The 18,681-nt window shown below is 35.8% G+C and carries 15 protein-coding genes and 1 pseudogene; 13 read left to right on the top strand and 3 right to left on the bottom strand.

The genetic code is table 11. The features are described 5' to 3' along the window. Positions 1-287: 287 nt before the first annotated feature. A complete protein-coding gene (locus tag JOE23_RS09135; RefSeq protein ID WP_204437835.1) occupies positions 288-1,379 on the top strand; it encodes an ABC transporter permease in 1,092 nt (363 codons plus the stop codon). After that, positions 1,379-2,062 (top strand): ABC transporter ATP-binding protein, encoded by a 684-nt coding sequence (locus JOE23_RS09130; RefSeq protein WP_204437833.1) that lies wholly within the window; start codon positions 1,379-1,381, stop codon positions 2,060-2,062. The genes JOE23_RS09135 and JOE23_RS09130 overlap by 1 nt, the downstream gene beginning before the upstream one ends. Before the next feature lie 237 nt (positions 2,063-2,299). Here the strand turns inward: JOE23_RS09130 and JOE23_RS09125 are convergent, their stop codons facing one another. Both JOE23_RS09125 and JOE23_RS09120 read right to left on the bottom strand, forming a co-directional pair. Then, positions 2,300-2,773 carry a thioredoxin family protein gene (locus JOE23_RS09125; protein WP_239585336.1) on the bottom strand — a complete coding sequence of 158 codons (474 nt, stop codon included), beginning with the start codon at positions 2,771-2,773 and terminating at the stop codon, positions 2,300-2,302. Further along, on the bottom strand, positions 2,742-3,515 hold the full coding sequence (locus JOE23_RS09120) for a hypothetical protein (RefSeq protein WP_204437831.1): 774 nt from the start codon (positions 3,513-3,515) through the stop codon (positions 2,742-2,744). The genes JOE23_RS09125 and JOE23_RS09120 overlap by 32 nt, the downstream gene beginning before the upstream one ends. Positions 3,516-4,590: 1,075 nt before the next feature. Here JOE23_RS09120 and tnpA point away from each other — a divergent pair. The 6 genes and pseudogenes from tnpA to hpf all read left to right on the top strand — a co-directional run bounded on the left by tnpA (position 4,591) and on the right by hpf (position 9,419). After that, positions 4,591-5,061: pseudogene (gene tnpA / locus JOE23_RS09115) on the top strand (IS200/IS605 family transposase). Positions 5,062-5,560: 499 nt separating this feature from the next. Further along, positions 5,561-5,920, top strand: coding sequence for a flagellar protein FlaG (gene flaG / locus JOE23_RS09110; protein ID WP_204437829.1), 360 nt, complete (start codon positions 5,561-5,563; stop codon positions 5,918-5,920). Positions 5,921-5,936: 16 nt separating this feature from the next. After that, the gene (locus JOE23_RS09105; protein ID WP_204437826.1) at positions 5,937-7,457 is read left to right on the top strand and encodes a flagellar hook-associated protein 2; all 1,521 of its coding nucleotides are present in this window, start codon (positions 5,937-5,939) and stop codon (positions 7,455-7,457) included. A 30-nt stretch (positions 7,458-7,487) separates the two neighbouring features. Next, a complete protein-coding gene (gene fliS, locus JOE23_RS09100) occupies positions 7,488-7,886 on the top strand; it encodes a flagellar export chaperone FliS (protein ID WP_204437825.1) in 399 nt (132 codons plus the stop codon). Then, the gene (gene fliT, locus JOE23_RS09095) at positions 7,886-8,239 is read left to right on the top strand and encodes a flagellar protein FliT (RefSeq protein ID WP_204437824.1); all 354 of its coding nucleotides are present in this window, start codon (positions 7,886-7,888) and stop codon (positions 8,237-8,239) included. Before fliS ends, fliT begins: the two co-directional genes overlap by 1 nt. A 622-nt stretch (positions 8,240-8,861) precedes the next feature. Then, complete coding sequence (hpf, locus tag JOE23_RS09090; protein ID WP_204437823.1) at positions 8,862-9,419, top strand: ribosome hibernation-promoting factor, HPF/YfiA family; 558 nt, start codon at positions 8,862-8,864, stop codon at positions 9,417-9,419. A gap of 80 nt (positions 9,420-9,499) precedes the next feature. Here hpf and JOE23_RS09085 read toward each other — a convergent pair whose 3' ends face one another. Continuing rightward, complete coding sequence (locus JOE23_RS09085; RefSeq protein ID WP_204437822.1) at positions 9,500-10,675, bottom strand: ROK family transcriptional regulator; 1,176 nt, start codon at positions 10,673-10,675, stop codon at positions 9,500-9,502. Between the two features lie 202 nt (positions 10,676-10,877). On the opposite strand from JOE23_RS09085, the gene JOE23_RS09080 reads away from it, so the two are divergent. From JOE23_RS09080 to JOE23_RS09060, 5 genes are read left to right on the top strand one after another with little or no spacing between them, the layout of a single operon-like run. Next, a complete protein-coding gene (locus JOE23_RS09080) occupies positions 10,878-13,148 on the top strand; it encodes a glycosyl hydrolase family 95 catalytic domain-containing protein (protein ID WP_204437821.1) in 2,271 nt (756 codons plus the stop codon). Positions 13,149-13,207: 59 nt separating this feature from the next. Continuing rightward, the gene (locus JOE23_RS09075; RefSeq protein WP_204437819.1) at positions 13,208-14,980 is read left to right on the top strand and encodes a cache domain-containing sensor histidine kinase; all 1,773 of its coding nucleotides are present in this window, start codon (positions 13,208-13,210) and stop codon (positions 14,978-14,980) included. Positions 14,981-15,020: 40 nt separating this feature from the next. Next, entirely contained in the window at positions 15,021-16,532 is a 1,512-nt protein-coding gene (locus JOE23_RS09070) for a response regulator transcription factor (protein ID WP_204437816.1), read from the top strand. 20 nt (positions 16,533-16,552) lie between these two features. Beyond that, positions 16,553-17,224, top strand: coding sequence for a DUF624 domain-containing protein (locus tag JOE23_RS09065; RefSeq protein WP_204437814.1), 672 nt, complete (start codon positions 16,553-16,555; stop codon positions 17,222-17,224). Positions 17,225-17,240: 16 nt separating this feature from the next. Next, a complete protein-coding gene (locus JOE23_RS09060) occupies positions 17,241-18,554 on the top strand; it encodes a DUF4340 domain-containing protein (RefSeq protein WP_204437812.1) in 1,314 nt (437 codons plus the stop codon). The last annotated feature ends 127 nt before the right edge of the window (positions 18,555-18,681 follow it).

Here is an 18,681-nt window from a genome sequence, read left to right as displayed (position 1 = left end):
AGCAAAGCTACAGATAATCATCCTTAAAACGCCGACTGATTGAAGGTTCGTTTTGTACCGAAAGAGGATGATAAAATTGAGTCAGTTTGTTTAGAATAAGTCTTTAAATTGATACCATTAAGGTTGTTTGGAGGTTTATTGTTAAAATTAATGATGATCAAGTTTGGTTCGCATTTTTTATATATAAAAGTTAAAATAGTTTGTAAGGTGAATTATGTAAATATGTGCGGATTAAAATTAAACCGTTTTGTTATAACTAGACTTGATTTAAAGAGAGGAGTAAATTTATGTTTTCCTTAGCATTAAAAGAAATTCGTTTTTTTAAACTGAAATATAGTCTAATTGCCTTTATTCTGTTTTTAATGGCTTCACTTGTTTTTATTGTAAGTGGACTGGCACAAGGGTTATCAAATGATAATATTGCAGCATTGGAGGATATGTCAGTCGCACGATTTTATTTACAGGAAGATGCCGAGAACAGGCTTGATCAATCGGGTTATATTATTGATGAATTAGAAGAAGAAATACCGCGAGAGGCAGGGTGGCAACCCCTCCTTACACAAATGTATCGTCTTGATGCAGCGTCGAGTGAGACCTTATTAGATGTCACACTTATCCCGATTGATCCTGAAGCTTTTCTCTATCCCGGTGTCATCGAAGGGCAAAATTTAACAGATTCGGATGCGCTAGAAATCGTTGCTGACCAAACCATGAAAGCCGACGGGGTAGAGATTGGTGATACACTTTACGAAGCAGATCAAGACTTAACTTTTACCGTAGTTGGTTTCACTGAAAATCAAACATACCGCCATTCACCGATTATCTATGTCGCTGAATCGGCATTTTATAACTTAGATTTAACGCCACATCAAGTCGCTAATGCGATTGTGATTGAAGAAGTGAATCAGGAATTACAAGCTGACATTAATCAAGTGCTTAATGACGGGGATTGGGTTGAGAAAGATGCTATTATTCAAGCAGTACCAGGCCATTCTTCAGAACAAATGTCTCTTATGATGATGATTGCATTCCTTATTGTTATCGCCGTTTTTGTTTTAGCTGCTTTCTTCTATATATTAACCATTCAAAAGCTTAATCAATTTGGTGTATTAAAGGCAATTGGAGCAAAAAATATATTTTTAGTCGGGGCGACATTGTTACAAGTTTTCTGCTTAACTATGATTAGTTTAATATTGGCTACAGGCTTTACCATATTTGTGTCAAATATTTTACCAGAAGGCATGCCGTTTGAATTTGATTTATCATTGATCGCAAGCTATTCAATTATAATTTTAATCGTTTCGTTATTAGGCTCATTATTATCAAGTACACGAATTGTTAAGGTTGATCCACAACAAGCAATGGGGAGGACGGAATAATGATAACAGCACCATTAGCGCTGGAAAATGTGACGAAAGCATTTAAAGATGGCGAACAATACATTAATATACTCGAAGATATCTCATTCACAGCTGAGAAAGGAAAGTTTACCGCTGTGATTGGTCCGTCTGGATCGGGGAAAAGTACGTTTCTGTCAATTGCTGGTGCATTGTTAACGCCTGATCAAGGAGAGGTGTTCGTCAACAGTCAATCGATAGCTTCTTACAAAGATAAGAAATTGGCCAATGTCCGCTTAACCTCAATTGGTTATATCTTTCAAGCAGCTAATCTTGTTCCTTATTTAAAGGTTAACGAACAATTAAAGCTTGTTGCTCAAATGAAAGGTGACTGGGATCGTGAAGCTAAACAACGGTTAGGTCAGCTGCTTGAAAGTGTGGGTTTAAAAGCGCGTGTAAATTATTATCCACACCAACTTTCTGGTGGAGAGAAACAGCGTGTTGCGATTGCACGAGCATTTATGAATAACCCTGATATTATTTTAGCTGATGAACCGACAGCAAATCTTGATCAAGCCCGCAGTGATGAAATCGTTGCATTGATGGCAAAAGAGGTTAAGGAAAAAGATAAGGCTGCAGTAATGGTTACTCATGATGAAAGCCTATTGAAGTATTGTGATACCGTGTATCGAATGGAGCAAGGCAAATTAATAAAGGGGAGATAGCGCCTTTTATCATAGATAACCGTCCATAAAACACTCAGCTCAAAATAGAGAGTAGTAAGAAATAGTGAGAATTGCAAAGAAAACTTTAGAATCTTGCTATTGTAATAGAAAAAAGGCTTTGCCAGCCCAATAAAAAACTCCACCGTTAATGATGACTAATCAAAAAGTAGCAAAGGTAATGAAAGGTTGCTGGCAACGCCCATAGTTTATCATATCAATAAACTATAGATAGAATTTCTACTCAATCAACAATTTTTCCAGACTAGTCTTATCTTGATAACCGACACTCGTTTTTATTATTTCACCTTCTTTTAAGTGAATTATGGTAGGAACTAATTTAACTTCTAACTTTTCAAGCAAGGTAATCATTTCTTGTTCATTTTCTTTTCTTGCTTCATCAGTATTGTAATAATAAACATGTTTGTTATTTTCTTCAAGAACTTCTTTTAAAACTGGAGAAAGTTTCTCACATTCTGGACATGTCGGTCTCCCGATATATATCCACAAATTCTCTTTATTTTTTATATGTTCTTCAATCTCTTGACTATCTAAAGAGATAAGTGACCCCGAAGCCTTACTTGATTCAACATAAATAAATAACATAATGATTAAGAAGCAAAGTAGGATTATCGATATAATTTTTTTTATGGAAATAATTTTTCCTCCTAGTCTATATACTCTATAATTTAAAACAACCCATGATACCAACAATATCAGCTGCCCCCATAGTAGCAACTCCCCCAATACAAGCAGCACAAATTGGTGGCACAGCTGGACAAGAAGCAACACAAGTACCTGCAATTAAGTATGCAACTACTGCATTCACTCCAGCAATCGCTGCAATACAAGCAGCAATTTTTTTAACACCCATAATTTGATAACCATCTTCATTTATAACTTCTAAACCTCTTTTAAGTTCACTGTCGCTAATGTAATCCAAATCAGTTTCTTTATTTTGAACTAATTCTCCATCTGAATAAGTAGTAATTACAAACTTATTGCTATCACTTTTTGTAATTAATGCTTCTGAATAGTTTATGACCTTATTATGTGAATCAAAAACTAACGTAAAATTACTTGTAAAACTATATCCTTCCCCGGTAATAGGAACTGTAATAGATGTATATGTCATATTATCTTTGGTAATATCTAAATACTTAGCATTATCAAAATCTAAATTAGCATTTGAATTATTTAAAACTACTTTTTTTTCCGAAATAACATCCTTAGACATATTTTTAATATCTTGAATTCTTTGAGTATCTTTAACTTCATTTGTAGTACTAGCAAGATCATTCATTTTTTTGAATGCATTTTCTACATCGCTATCTTGATAAACAATTTCACTTTCACTCACTGATTGAAAATTAGATGCAAATGTTGAGCCTCCTCCTCCCAAAAAGGCTAATACTGAAGCCATTACAATTAAAATCACTTTTCTCCATGAACGCATACAATTCTCTCCCTTATCCATATATTTGGTAACACTTTAATCGTAACACAACTCAGAGTGTAATAATATGGAAAAAAATCGTGCGTTTCCGACAAAATATGAGAAGAAATCAAATACACATTGATTTTTAAAGAAGGATTACTCTTATTGGGTATACTACCTAAAGTTCACTTTTACTTTGCGTCTAAATTAATGTTTGACCAAAAGTGGCTTATAAACCAAGATAGGAATATTTTAAAAACAATGATAGTATTATATTTAAAATAATCAAAAACTTTATTAGGTGGTGTTTTTTCTTGAAAAAAAAATTAATTAAAGTTATATTCCTAACTGCTGGAGGAACAATTATTATATTAATGATTCCTATTCTATTTTGGTTTTTTAAATGATATTCCATAAATCTAACAGTCCGTTGTTGAGGTGGACTGTTAGATCATCCAGCATATATGAATATTTATATTGTCGATATAGATAGGTGAAAAATATAATGAATTAGACTAATCTAGCTAAATGAGACATGATAAAACACCTTCTAAATGGTACACTTAATAAAAGTACTGATGTCATAAAGCAAGTTTTAAACGATCATTTTGCTGGCTTTTGGTATTTACAGGATAGAAAGTTATCGTAACGATATTAAGGAAACAGTTGAGAAGAATACACGCTGTGGATTTAGTGATTTAGGATTTGCGCGTTATAAATGTGTATCTTGTGCTAAAAGTTCTCCCTGAAAATTGCCTGTTTTACTTGTGATTTTAAATGTCATGACTGCAAGAAAACTGACGAAGTTCCAGAGTACAACATTGGCAAATTTAGTGTGGATAAAGCAGAAGAGGTAGAAGTTGAGTTGCATTGTACATATTGCATGATAGAAGCGAGAGACATACGAGGTGATTAATACTTACTTGAGGCGTGATTAGGCGCGTTAGCGCTTTTGTTATGGTCTTCGAAAACCCCTGGCTATGCCTGGGGTTCCATAGAGCTTCTAGCGTGGGGGCACAAAAAAGCCTCTCTTCTGGTAAGATAAGGTTGGTTTCCCGACCACCAAATCTCACTAAAGAAGGAGGCATGTCCAATGCAGGACAAGAATAGTTTAGCACATACACAGTGGAGATGTAAGTATCACGTCGTTTTTGCACCAAAATATAGAAGGCAAATAATCTATGGAAAATATAAAAGAAGTATCGGAGAAATAGTGAGAGAACTATGTGAAAGGAAAGGAGTCGAAATACACGAAGCTAATGCATGCAAAGATCACATTCATATGTTAGTAAGCATTCCACCAAAATTAAGTGTATCTCAATTCATGGGGTACTTAAAGGGCAAGAGCAGCTTAATGATTTTTGACTGACATGCCAATTTAAAGTACAGATATGGTAAGCGCAAATTTTGGTGTAGAGGCTACTTTGTAGATACAGTGGGAAGAAATAAAAATCAAATTCAAGAATATATTAGAAATCAGCTAAGAGAGGATTACATGAGTGATCAGTTAACCTTATTTGAAGAATTTGATCCGTTCACTGGAGAGAAAAATAAGAAGAATTAAGAGATTCTTTTAGAATCAGTGAGTGAGTGTGGTGCAAAAGGGAAACCCATTCAGTGGGCCTTTTAGGCCGAGGCCGGTAACAAAGGCTTTCAGCCGCAGAGCAAACCACCAGTTCACACTGGTGGTTTTGATTCTGTGCATTTTTCTTTCTGTCCTTGAATTGTAAACACAAAAGGCGAACTGAGTGGCTAGAGCGATAGGTCACCCGAACCTTTTCACCGATCCACCAAGTGCTAAAAAAACAAAAACATCAATATGCTTTTACGACATATCCTCGTTGTGCACCGATAGTTCATGGTCATATGACACTTTTTTACTGAGGAATTAAGTGATTCTATTAAAACATATTTAACTGAAAGCCTATCAATTCGAGATACTAGATTTCGATTAGGCCATCTACTCTCAATCGATTTCCATAAAAATCAATAAAAAAAGTTAATAATTTTTAAGAAGTGTCGATATAAAGGAAAAGTAAACATGTAGAGGAGATGGCATTGCGATGGATGTCGGTAGAATAGTTTCTGGAACGACTTTAACACAACGATCAGACCGAAATGACCTTGCGACAGAAGCAGGAGAAAAATCAAATCACCAAGTTCGAGCAACTATTGTTAGTAGCAACATAGAGCTTGTCGATCGTGTCGAATTAGAAAGCATGGTTGAAGGACTTAATGAATTTCTAGAGCCTGTCAGAACATCGATTAAGTTTGAAATGCATGAAAAATTAGAGAAATATTATGTAAGGGTTGTCGATTCATCAACAGATGAAATTATTAGAGAAATTCCGCCTGAGCAAATGTTAGATATGTATGCGGCGATGGCTGAGTTTATGGGATTAATTGTCGACGAAAAAATATAAGAAGAGGTGTTGAAAAATGGGTATGAGAATCGGTGGATTAGCAACCGGCATGGATATTGATGGTATTGTTGCAGATTTAATGGCGGCAGAACGTATACCATTAGATAAGATGGAACAGGATAAGACCCTGTTAGAATGGGAACGTGATGCTTATCGTGAAGTCAATGCACTATATGCAGAGTTAAATTTATTATTAGATGACGTCATGAAGCGACCAAGCACGTATAATAGTAAAACAGCCATTTCTTCACAACCAGATGCGATTTCGGCAACAGCATCTTCAAGTGTTGAACCAGGAAGCTATAGTATTCAAGTCACACAATTAGCGAGAAATGCGATTAACGCATCTCAACAAGGTATTTCTGGTGATACGAAGATCGACGCAAATGATGACTTGGCAAACCAACTGGACAATTTAAATGGTGATATAACTGAGCTTCCTGAAAAGATTAGTTTTAAAACCTATCACAATGGTGAAGAAACTCATGAGATTGCTATTGAAGAAGGGGATTCACTTAATGATATTCTGAAGAAAATAACAGATCAGGATAATGGCGTTCGTGCATTCTATGATGTCAATTCCGATAAAGTTGTTATGGAAACCATTAAGACTGGTGACCATAATCAAGATGGTTATGAGATTGAATTTGATTTTGATGGCAATGAATCCAGTAGTTTTTTCACAGAAGTATTGGGACTGACCCAAGATGGGGAAACAGGCGGGACAAATGCGGAATATAGTTATAATGGTGTAACGGGTTTCTCATCAACAACGAATTCAGCTACATTAAACGGGATTAACTACAACTTTACCAATGTCATGGACTCTCCAGCTTATATTACTGTTGATAATGATGTTGATAAATCGGTAGAATCGATTACAAAATTTGTTGAGAAATATAATGAGTTGGTTGAGTTCGTTAATGGAAAGACAACGGAAAAACGTAATCGTGATTATCCGCCATTAACGACTGAACAAAGAAGAGAAATGTCAGAGTCTGAGATTGAAAAATGGGAAGAGCAAGCCAAAAATGGTATGCTTAGAAGTAGTTCGATTTTAACAACTTCTTTAAGCCGAATGCGCTCAAGCTTGAATAGTGTTGTTGAAACAGATGGTGCATTTAAGCACTTATCACAAATTGGGATTACCACTACCTCTAATTACATGGATGGCGGTAAGTTAGAAATCGATGAAAACAAATTGCGTGAAGCACTTAGAACAGACTCTCAATCTGTTCAAAAATTATTTGTCAATAATTCTGATGATGGATCAAGAGGAATTGCCCATCGCTTAGATGATGCTGTCGATCGGACAACAAAACAAATTAATGAGCGTGCTGGACGTAGTACATCGAATTTAGAGCAATATTCATTGGGACGTCGACTGAAGGAAATGGATACACGTATGGTTGATTTTCAAAGACGTTTGCAACAAACAGAAGATCGTTATTGGAGACAGTTTACCGCAATGGAACGTGCGATTCAACAAATGAATGACCAATCCAACTACATGTTCCAACAGTTTAATCAAATGTAAGTGATGCAATAAAATAAGGAGTGTCTTTTAATGGTGCAACAACACTATCAAGCATACAAGAATAACTCGGTTAATACAGCCTCGCCTGGGGAATTAACATTAATGCTCTATAACGGTTGCTTGAAATTTATCAAATATGCCAAAAAAGGTATTGAACAGAGCGATATTCAATTAAAGAACACGAATATCCAAAAAGCACAAGATATTATTAATGAACTGATGGTGACGTTAGACCAAGGTGCACCTATTGCGAAAGAAATGATGTCACTTTATGATTATGTTAATCATTGTTTAATTCAAGCAAACATAAAAAATGATTTAGAGCCATTAATGGAAGCTTATCGTGTGGTAGAAGAATTTCGTGATACATGGAAAGAAGTGCTAAAGCAAACACGAACACAGCAATATACACAAGGTGCGAAAGCGTAATGAAAGCACTAACGGATTTGAAAGGTGTAACGGAAGCTTTAGCGGCATTAATTGAACAGCCTGTTTCAGCTAAAAATCGTGATCAAGTTCTCCTTGAGGTTCAAGAAAAACTTGATCGGCGTGAACAATTGTTAAAGGCTATTCAACCTCCTTATACGAAGGAAGAACAACAACTGGGCATTGACATTATGGAACAAGATAAAGCCATTCAACTAAGACTTAATCATTTGTTTCTAGAGCTTAAAAGTGATATTCGTAATAATAAAAAGAAGACAACATCAACTAAGCAATATCTTGATCCTTATCGAAATGTTGCAACAAATGATGGCTCTTATTGGGATAAGAAAAAGTAAGGAGAGGGCTTAAATGTTTATTAAAGCAAACATTTAAGCCTTTTTTGTGTAAGATAGTGTTAGGAAATCTATTATGTCTATATCTCTTTTCTATCCAGATAAACACTTGGTCGTTGAGTGAATGAGGACATGAGCGCCCATTATCCCCCCTCAATCGATTCGCTCTACTCTCTATTTTAAGATGGGGTTTACGTACGGTTTCTGTGATAAATAAGAGCTGCTGAAATATACATTGTCATACTTTCATAGGTACGCCCTGCAATAATACGGACTGAATAGAGCAGTGCATGGACAAGCGAGTTACGCTATATCCGTAAAAATATTAATGTGGATGTTAAGGCAATACGTGTGGCTTGCGAATAATAGTGCATCGCATCAGTTGAAGGTCATTTATTTGTAATGACTGAGCTGACCTAACAAAGGCAGTTGGTGAAAATGTTTTTTCATTTTTCGCCCTTGCACAATTCTGAGTTATTTAGTCAGAATAATGAGAATTAATCATATCATGGCATAATTTTTCAGTCAATTCATAAATATTTTAAAAACCGGTTACATATTACGGTTTAGGCAGGACATTTTAAGGGTAATAGAGAATTATAGATATAGAAAGGAGGACACTTTTATGAAATATAACATTCGTGGAGAAAACATCGAGGTGACTGGAGCTATAAAAAGCTATATTGAGAAAAAAGTTAGCAAATTAGAGCGCTATTTCCAAACGCCTCCAACATCAGATGTAAATGTTAATTTAAGTGTCTATAATGACGAACAAGAGATTGAGGTTACTATCCCAATGCCTAATCTATTACTTAGAGCAGAGGAGAAGCACACGGATTTATATGCAGCAATTGATTTAGTAGTAGATAAGCTAGAGCGTCAAATCCGAAAGTATAAAACAAAGATCAATCGAAGAACACGTCAAAAAGGTGCACCTAAACATGTTTTTGCTGAAATGGAGAAAGATTTACTTGATGAAAACGGTGAAACGTTTGAAGATGAGGGTCTCGACATTGTACGTACTAAGCGTTTTGATCTTAAACCGATGGACTCTGAGGAAGCCGTTCTTCAAATGGATATGTTAGGTCACAGTTTCTATGTCTTTACAAATGCAGAATCAGGTGAAACCAATGTTGTTTATCGCCGACATGATGGTAAATATGGTTTGATTGAGCCAAACTAAAAGAATATATTAGTAAGAATAGATTAAAAAGAGAACTGAACAATTGTGTTCAGTTCTCTTTTGGTTATGCCTGTGTCGAGTCATGCGTTTCGCTGCTTAAGTAAGAATCCTTCAATGGTGAATGCTGCCATACCTCGAACAGTTGAATAAGCTTGTAGTTTAGCAAAGCTGATTTTAAGGTCGTTTTGATGAAAGCCAATCGCATGCTTATTGATATATGCTCCAATAGCCGGCGAAATCCATTGTTCTGCATCAATGAGTTGGTTGCCAATGACAACATGTTCTGGGTTGAAGATATTAATTGTATTCGTTAACCCGATTCCAATGTAGGTGCCGATTTCCTCAAAAAGATTAATGACCGCTTGATTTTGTTGATTGGCTAATTCAATTAATTTTTGAAAAGGTTCGACTTGATTGTGTTCAATTAACTGTCGATCAACTGCTTCATCGATAAGTGCTTGCTCAGAAGCATAGCGTTCCCAGCAGCCAAGATTGCCACAACGACATGTTCTTCCATCCTTTACTACCGTCATATGACCTGCTTCACCTGCAAAGCCATTTAAACCATTGTACAATTGTCCGTCAAGAATCATTCCTACACCAATCCCAATCCCAATACTTGCATAAACCATATGTTTTGGCATTTGTTCAAAGCCGTAACGCATTTCACCATACGCACCGGCATTAGCCTCATTTTCAATATAGATCGGGATATTAAATTGTTGCTCTAGTTGCTCCTTGAGTTTAATCTTCTTCCAATTTAAGTTAGGGGCTAACAAAATTTCCCCTTGGTGACTGATGACCGCTGGAACACCCACACCAATCCCGATAATACCATATCGACTTTTTGGCACTTGTTCCATTAAATGGTTGATAAAACGAGTAAGAAACGGGAAGACCACATCAAAATCAGTTGATTGAAGTTGACGCTTTTCTTCATAAATGATGTTACCATTTAAATCGATAATGGCTCCCAATAAATAATCAACCCCAAGATCAATCGCTAAAGAATAACCGGCTTTTCCATTAAACAAAAGCATAACAGGCCTTCTACCACCATTTGATTCACCTGGCCCTGATTCCTCGACAAGTTCTTCATCAATTAATTCGCTTACAAGTGATGAGACTGTGCCTTTATTCAAACCAGTAACTTGAGCAACACTTGCTCTAGATATAGGGGTTTGATCGATAATCGTTGATAAAACTAATGTTTTATTCTCTTGCTTAACGACATACTGATTCCAAGTCCGATTCATATTTTATTCACTCACTATCTTTATAGAATTATCTGTGTATTTATACTGTATCATAATCGACGGAACAATTCTATTAACTTTGTTTATTATATAGACAAAGTTAATACGGATTGCTATAATTTGAGTGATAAAACTCCATCAAACTCAATTTTGAAAACGCTGTCAATTAAGTGTTGCTTTTTGTAATAAAGGAGTAGATGTAATGATAAAATGTCAGAATCAGATTCCGTTAAAGGGAATATGGCATGATAAACCAGCAGACAAGTGGGAAGAAGGTTTTCTAACGGGTAACGGGACAATGGGTTTGATTACATATGGCCATCCCATTCGGGAGACATTGATCGGTAATCATAGCAAATTATTTTTACCAATGGGAAATACGTTTGCGGTACCAGACTTAAGTGACCTGTTACCCGAATTAAGAAAGATCATAACCGAGCAAGGTTATCAAGCAGGATTAGCCTTTCATTATCAACAAGCACGCACAAGAGGATATCAAGGTTTAACCATGAGTGATCCTTACCATCCAGCTTTTCATTTATTTATTGAAACAGGTATTGCAAGTGTCGATCATTACCAGAGAAGCTTAAACTATCAAACGGGTGAAATCATTGTTAATTATCGAGGTGATGGTGATCAATATCAAAGCAGATCATTTGTTTCACAAGCAGATCATATAATCGTTTATCAAATTGAAAATTTCAATCGAAAGCTTAAATTAAAGCTTAAACTGGATATTTACCAAATACCACAACTGGATGGGACTTTTGATATTCAAGATAATCACTTTAAATGGCAATATCAATATACAAAAAAGAGTGGAGGTTATACGGTTCTAGGACAAATTATTGCGCCGAATGCTTTAATTGATAATCAAGGTCAAGTGATATCGGTAACCAATACTCATCAAGTCCGATTACTTATAAGAATTATCCCCAATTTATCCGATCAATCGTTAGCTGATCATTTAACACCTTATCAACTTTTATATCAAGCACATCAACGGATTCATCAAGAAAAATTTGACCGTGTTCAATTAGATTTAACGGATAACGATGAGAGGGCTAAGAATTTTACAACTTTGCTAGAAGAAGCGAAGCAACAACCACATTTATCAAAAGTATTTATTGAAAAAGTTTATGATGCAAGCCGATTTATGTATATATGTAGTTCAGGTGAATCAACCCCCAATTTGCAAGGAATATGGAGTGGTACGTTTGAACCGGCATGGAGTGGTGATTATACTTTTGATACAAATGTACAATTATCAATTGCTTCTGCCTTATCAAGTAATCTTTCCGAAGGTTTACATGGTTTGTTTGACCTGATTGACGCGTTGCTACCTGGGTTTAAGGAAAATGCCAAGAATTATTATGGTTGTAAGGGTATTATGATACCTGTCCATGCAAGTAATTATGGACAACACTTGCACTGGAATCAGGAGTGGCCACTCCATTTTTGGACGTGTGGGGCTGGGTGGATTGGACATTGGTATTATCAGTACTATCGTTATACTGGTGATCAACAGTTTTTACAACAGGTGGCACTCCCTTATCTTGAAGAAGTCGCTAAGTTTTATGAAGATTTCTTAGTTGAAGATCCAGATGGTGACTACCGCTTTATCCCTTCATATTCTGCTGAGAATGGTTGTGGTGATAACGCAACACAAGATGTTGCCGTAGCTAAAGAAGTGTTAAACCATTTAATTGAGGGATATCAAGTACTAGCAATCGATTCAGAAAAAATAACAAAATGGCGTCAAATACTTAATAAATTACCAGCGTATCAGATTAATGAAGATGGTGCTTTAAAAGAGTGGTTAACCCCAGGGAAAGCTGAAAACTATAATCATCGCCACTTTTCTCATTTATATCCGATTTTTCAAAGTCGTGAATTTACTGCAGAGACAGATCCAGTGATGTTTGAGGCAAGTCGTCAAGCGTTTCAAAAACGGTTGGAGGCATGGCTATTAAATGATGATGGCGATACGACATCAACACATGGACGTATGCATACAGCATTATGTGCGACTCAATTTCATATGCCAGAATTAATAAAAGAAGTGATCATGCTTGTGATTAAAAATAATTGTTTCTATCCTTCATTAATGATGAGTCATTATCATAACTTGGAAGTATTCAATGTCGATGGTAATGGTGCTTTTCCACAGGTGATACATGAAATGTTAGTCGACTATCATCATCAGACGTTATATCTATTACAAGCCTTGCCAGATGATTTAGATCGAGGTGTTATTAAGGGCGTAAAACTGCCAGATCAAATCGAGGTTGTCGAGTTAGCTTGGGATTTAACTAAGCGTATGATTAAACTAACACTAGTCAGTTGTCTAGACCATCAGCTAAAAGTAAAGCTACCCTTATTCTCGGAAGCTAGCATTCAGGGGCGAATGCACGGTGAAGCAGTTATCCAATTGGCTAAAAATCACCCTAATCATATTGAAATCAAGTTATAAGTGGAATGGCATAAAGAATTCATCTGTGTTTGTCTAAATAATGAGGAGTTGTAAGCAACATGAGGTGGCTTTGGCGAAAAATATTAGATTCAAAGATTAGCTATAAACTAATGGGGATTTACCTGCTTGTCACAGCTATTCCATTAATATTTGTTGGTGCCTACTTGAATTTAGCTATGCGTGATGTCATGTTGAATAATGCTATTTTTGAAACGGAATCCAATCTAGATAAAATGGGAATTCAATTGGAGAACGTATTAAATCGAATCACCCATATTTCTGATTTGATTTATTTGAGCCGTGATATGGATGATTTATTAAATACAGACTATGAAAATACATTAGACATGTACAATGCTTATTCAAGATATCCGATCGTTGAAGATTACATTAAATACTATGATGAAATTGATAATATTCAATTTTATATGAAGCGTCCAATGATCACCAACTCTCATTTTATCCATGCGAGTAAGGAGCTTACTGAAGAAGAATGGTACCAACAAGCCGTTGCTAGTCAAGGCAGAATTACATGGATGGTTAAGCATGAACATTGGACAAATGAACGCTTCCTTACTTTAACGCGCTCTGTATATGATCAAGAAAATCAATTGTTAGGTGTACTAGCAATCTACTTATCGACAGATAAATTAACAGAGATGGTTGATAGTCAGGTTCATGATGTCTTCATCATTCTTGACGAACAAGAAATTGTTTATAACCGAGATGATAATTTAATGTACCGGTATCCAGGCTTTATTTCTGCTGTTCCTGAACAAGATGAGCCGGATAATATCTTGTTTGATCATCATTATCATGGAGAAGATGTTAAAGTAAACCTTCATCGTTTAAAACCAAATAAGGCACTCGTTAATGAGTTCCAAATTGCGACGATCATCCCAGTGGAAAGTTTAATGGAAGAACCGAATCGAATCTTTAATCGAGGTTATTGGATGATGTTTGGCGCACTCGCGATTTCAATTGTTGCCTTTCAAATATTCATAAAAATTTTTCATTCACGAATCAAAACGTTAAAGTTAGCAATGGCAAAAGTGGCCCACGGCACATTTAATATTAAGCCTGCTATTGCTGGCAAGGACGAAATTGGAGAAGCATATGATGAATTATATCGAACGTCACAAAGTATCCAAAAACTCATTGATGAGGTTTATGTCCATAAAATAAAAGAGGAACGATGGCGTCGTCAGCAAAAAGAGTCTGAATTTAAAATGCTCTCAAGTCAAATTAATCCACACTTTTTATACAATACATTAGAAATGATTCGGATGAAGGCGATTGTCAATAAAGATAAAGAGGTAGCTGTTTTAATTCAAAAATTGAGTAAGATGATGCGATTTGCGCTGGAACGTACAGATCGTCCCATTTCATTATCAGATGAAATAAATATCATTTCTACGTATTTGGAAATTCAAGTGATGCGATTTGGAAATAAATTCACTTATTCTATTGATATAGATGAGCAGGTGGCAAAGTGCGAAATTTTCCCTTTATTAATTCAACCGCTAATTGAAAATGCAATTATTCATGGATTAGAGCCGAAAGAAAGCATGGGAGATTTGGAGATTATTGCTTTTAAGGAACAAGAGTATTTAAAAATCGTTGTAAAAGATAATGGAGTGGGGATGACGGATGCGTGTTTAGTTAAGCTAAGGAATAGCCTTGATGAAGGTGACGACGATGGTAGACATATCGGTGTCAGGAATGTTCATCAACGTATTCAATTATATTACGGAAAAACTTATGGTTTAACGATTTTTAGCCAAATCAGTTATGGAACAACGGTGACACTCTTCTTACCGATTGTGGAGTAAGCTTATCGTAGTAAATAGCTTTTAAGGAAGGGAGAGGCATATGTATAAAGTGATATTAATAGATGATGAGCCAATTATTCGTGAAGGAATGAAGCATGTAATTAAATGGGAAGATTACGGTTTTACTGTCGCTGGTGACGGTGAAAATGCACGCGATGGTATGCAATTAATTGATGCGACAAAACCAGATCTTATCTTTGTTGATATCCGTATGCCTGGCACGTCAGGTATGGAATTTATCAAACAAGCTAAACAAGCGGGATGTGATGCGAAGTTTGTCATACTTTCTGGGTACTCAAGTTTTAATTATGCGCGGGAATCGATTAAGTTAGGGATTCATTCTTATTTGTTAAAGCCGATTGATGAGCAAGAGTTAATTGAGATTTTAGTTGAAATAAAAGCAATTATTGCAGATGAACGCAAAGTATCGTCACAGTTAACCGCTTATCATCATTTATCTGAAGAAGAGGCGTGGAAGGCTGTTATGGACGGGCGAATTGAAGATTGGGGTAGGTTTTCTTATATCGAGCATCAACAGGGTCCTTTCCGATTAGCGGGTATCTCATTTAAAGAAAATATTGATTGGGTGTCTCTAAAGGAGCGGCTAGCAACAAATCACTATCACTTTACCAAGGTAATTATTAAAGATGAGATAATGTACTTGCTTTATAGCGAGCTGTTAGATGAAGTCATTGAGAGCGAAATCAATCAGCTTTGCTATGACTTTAAACGTGAACTGAATTCACTAATGTTGGTTTGTTTATCAGCGCGCTATCAAAGTTTAGCAGAGACGCCTAAAGCAATTGAGCAAATTAGCGATTTACAAAGTCGATCATATAGTTTTAATAGTGATCAAATATTTAAATACCCACTAGAACAACAACAAACGGCTCAAACATTTAACAGTGAACAGATTGGTGCAAAGCTTATTCAAGCCCTTGAGTTCAAAGATTATCAGGCATTAAAGATACAATCGCAATTGGTCATCAACTATTTTCAAGCTTGTGCACTTGATAAAGCTAGAGTGCAAGCAGAAATGATCGAGTGCGTTCTTTTGATATCACAGATGATTAGCAAGCAATATCCTGAAGTGGTTATGCCTAATAAGCAAGAGTGGTTGGTTATGATATATCATTCATATAATCTGGAAGCATTGATCGATCGTCTGAATAAAGAATGGTGGGCGATCACGAAACAGATCAATGGGTTTGTCATTACACCTGAAAACAACATTGAAAAAATCACAAATTATGTTGATCAATATTATCATCAAGATCTAAGCTTGAAAGTATTAGCTGATCTGTTTAATTATAACAGTTCTTATTTAGGCAAGAAGTTTAAAAAGCATACAGGTGAGTATTTCCATGCTTATTTAGAACGGATTCGAATCGAAAAAGCGAAACAGATTCTTTCTAATAAACCTTATAAAGTCTATAAGGTTTCAGAGTTAGTCGGTTACAGTAATATGGATTATTTCTATAAAAAATTTAAAAAATATGTTGGGATGAGCCCGAAAGAATATCAAAAGAAAATGCAAGCACAACATACTTAAAGGATGAGAGTAGGGGAAAAATGAGTAAAACAATAATCGATCGTCCGCTTTATCGCATGGTAAATTATATTTATGCATTTTTTGTTACCAATTTTCACTTTATGTTATTAATGAGTCCGTTTGTGATTATTTTTTATCTCGCGGAGTTTACGATTCAAAATATTTTACTTTATTATCTTGCTTTAATACCATTTGGTCCTGGATTTGCTGCTTTATTAAAAACAATGGATAAGCTAGTCAATGAAAAAATAATTGAGCCGACCAAGGATTTTTGGCGATTTTTTAGCCAGAATTTTAAATTATCGTTTAAATATTGGTTTATTCAATGGACGATTATCGTTATTTTGATTATTGATATCCATTATGCTAATCTCCATATGCCAATGTTAGCACCTATCTTCTTAATATTTATGGCGGCTTGTTTAGTGTTAATGTGTTACACTTTTCCTATTTTGACGAAATTTGAAGTGAAGCTAAAGAATCTTTTGGTTGTTTCAACCTATGCAATTTTCAAATATTTAAAGACAACTTTATTAAATCTATCAACCATCGCCGCATTTGGTATTATCTTTTATGCTTATCCCGGGGTAGCGGTGTTGTTTTTAATGAGTTTAATTGGTTTCTTCATGATGTACAATATGCAAACCGTGTTTAACCAACTTGAGCAGAAATTTTCAAGAAACGATAAGTAAAAAGAGGTGTTAAACGATGAAGAAAAGCACACGTCTAAAACTAATGATAACTATTGTTGCATTAACGTTCTTGTTTATCTTTCTGTTTAACGATGATGCGCGTTCGTCCCAGATAATTAATGGAGAAGATATCGTGACAAGCTTCATTGTTCAAGGGGAGCAAGGCTTTGAAATTGAGTGGATTAATCAAAAGTGGATTGTACAAGGTCGGTTAGAGGAAACGAACCAAGATCAAGTTAATAAAGCGATTGACCGTTTAGCAAACTGGATTGGGGAAGAAGTTGATTTGAAAAGGCGAGAAACCGGATTGAATACGCCACAATTGAGCATACGTTTAAATTATCAAAATGGTGAAGACCATCGATTAATGATTGGCTCACTCAATCAGGACGAATCTGGTTATTATGTTGAAGATCGACAGCGTGAAGCGATCTACATTGTTGAACGATCGTTGATCGAAGCTGTTCCCTTCTATGCCGACGCTTTTTTGGACACGAGTATCTTTAGTTGGGAAGCAACAGAGGTCGAACAAGTCTTCATTGATAATGGTACAGAAACGATTCATTTAACAAAAAACAGTCCATATCCAGAAGAGGAAACACGGGCAAATATTACAGGTTGGTTTGTTGAAGCACCTTATCAGCTTCATCACCACGCTCGATATTCCCGTATTGAAGCGTTGCTTGAAAGTATCCATGCCTTAGCGATGGATCAATTAGTTGCAGAACAGGTGTCCGATTTTTCTCCGTATGGATTAGATGATAGTGATTTTACCATTGATTTTGTTAGAGACGCCGGCACTTCCCGACTAATGATTGGTGAGCCTGCCACGCCTGAAAGTTATTATGCTAAACGCGATCAAGTTGACCAAGTCTTTACTATTTCAAAAGATATTTTAGACGCATTCAGTCATCCTGCACAGGCATATCATGACGGATATGTGAAAATCTTAGCACTTGATCTGATCAGCGAATTGACAATCACTTCAGCAGATCATAACATTCAGATTACAATCGATCACCTTGATCAAGAGGCGCTACGGTTTGAAGCAGATGGTAATCAGGTCGATGAAAAGCTGATTCGAGAGGCCTATAAAGCATTGGCAGGATTAACGGTGGCAGGCATTGTTGATGATCCAAGTTATCAAGAACCAGAGGTTGTTGTTCAATCAACACTTTTAACAAGTAGAGGTGAAAAAAACATTTATCTAGAGTTTGTTGACTATGATATAGACCATTATACTGCTTTTATTGATAGAACAAGTGATTTCCTTGTCAAAAAAGAAGACGTGAATACGATGCTAAATACGATGAAGGATATTATTCAATAACGATACAGTGTTCAGCGGAAGCACATCCGGTTACCTTGCTGGATGTGTTTTTGTTATCACAGATAACCATCCGTAAACCACCCCCCTCAAAATAGAGAAGAGAGTAGAGCAAATCGATTGAGAGGGT

The sequence above is a fragment of the Amphibacillus cookii genome (assembly GCF_016908375.1).
Classification (GTDB): Bacteria; Bacillota; Bacilli; order Bacillales; family Amphibacillaceae; genus Amphibacillus_C; species Amphibacillus_C cookii.
The sequence above is the reverse complement of the archived record's forward strand: the minus strand, read 5'-3'. Positions and strand labels throughout refer to the sequence as shown.

Bases quoted from the DNA above. Each gene is read 5' to 3' on its own strand.
- JOE23_RS09135 (WP_204437835.1), top strand. From the start codon at position 288: ATGTTTTCCTTAGCATTAAAAGAAATTCGTTTTTTTAAACTGAAATAT.
- JOE23_RS09130 (WP_204437833.1), top strand. From the start codon at position 1,379: ATGATAACAGCACCATTAGCGCTGGAAAATGTGACGAAAGCATTTAAA.
- JOE23_RS09120 (WP_204437831.1), bottom strand. From the start codon at position 3,515: ATGCGTTCATGGAGAAAAGTGATTTTAATTGTAATGGCTTCAGTATTA.
- flaG (WP_204437829.1), top strand. From the start codon at position 5,561: ATGGATGTCGGTAGAATAGTTTCTGGAACGACTTTAACACAACGATCA.
- JOE23_RS09105 (WP_204437826.1), top strand. From the start codon at position 5,937: ATGGGTATGAGAATCGGTGGATTAGCAACCGGCATGGATATTGATGGT.
- fliS (WP_204437825.1), top strand. From the start codon at position 7,488: ATGGTGCAACAACACTATCAAGCATACAAGAATAACTCGGTTAATACA.
- fliT (WP_204437824.1), top strand. From the start codon at position 7,886: ATGAAAGCACTAACGGATTTGAAAGGTGTAACGGAAGCTTTAGCGGCA.
- hpf (WP_204437823.1), top strand. From the start codon at position 8,862: ATGAAATATAACATTCGTGGAGAAAACATCGAGGTGACTGGAGCTATA.
- JOE23_RS09085 (WP_204437822.1), bottom strand. From the start codon at position 10,675: ATGAATCGGACTTGGAATCAGTATGTCGTTAAGCAAGAGAATAAAACA.
- JOE23_RS09080 (WP_204437821.1), top strand. From the start codon at position 10,878: ATGATAAAATGTCAGAATCAGATTCCGTTAAAGGGAATATGGCATGAT.
- JOE23_RS09075 (WP_204437819.1), top strand. From the start codon at position 13,208: ATGAGGTGGCTTTGGCGAAAAATATTAGATTCAAAGATTAGCTATAAA.
- JOE23_RS09070 (WP_204437816.1), top strand. From the start codon at position 15,021: ATGTATAAAGTGATATTAATAGATGATGAGCCAATTATTCGTGAAGGA.
- JOE23_RS09065 (WP_204437814.1), top strand. From the start codon at position 16,553: ATGAGTAAAACAATAATCGATCGTCCGCTTTATCGCATGGTAAATTAT.
- JOE23_RS09060 (WP_204437812.1), top strand. From the start codon at position 17,241: ATGAAGAAAAGCACACGTCTAAAACTAATGATAACTATTGTTGCATTA.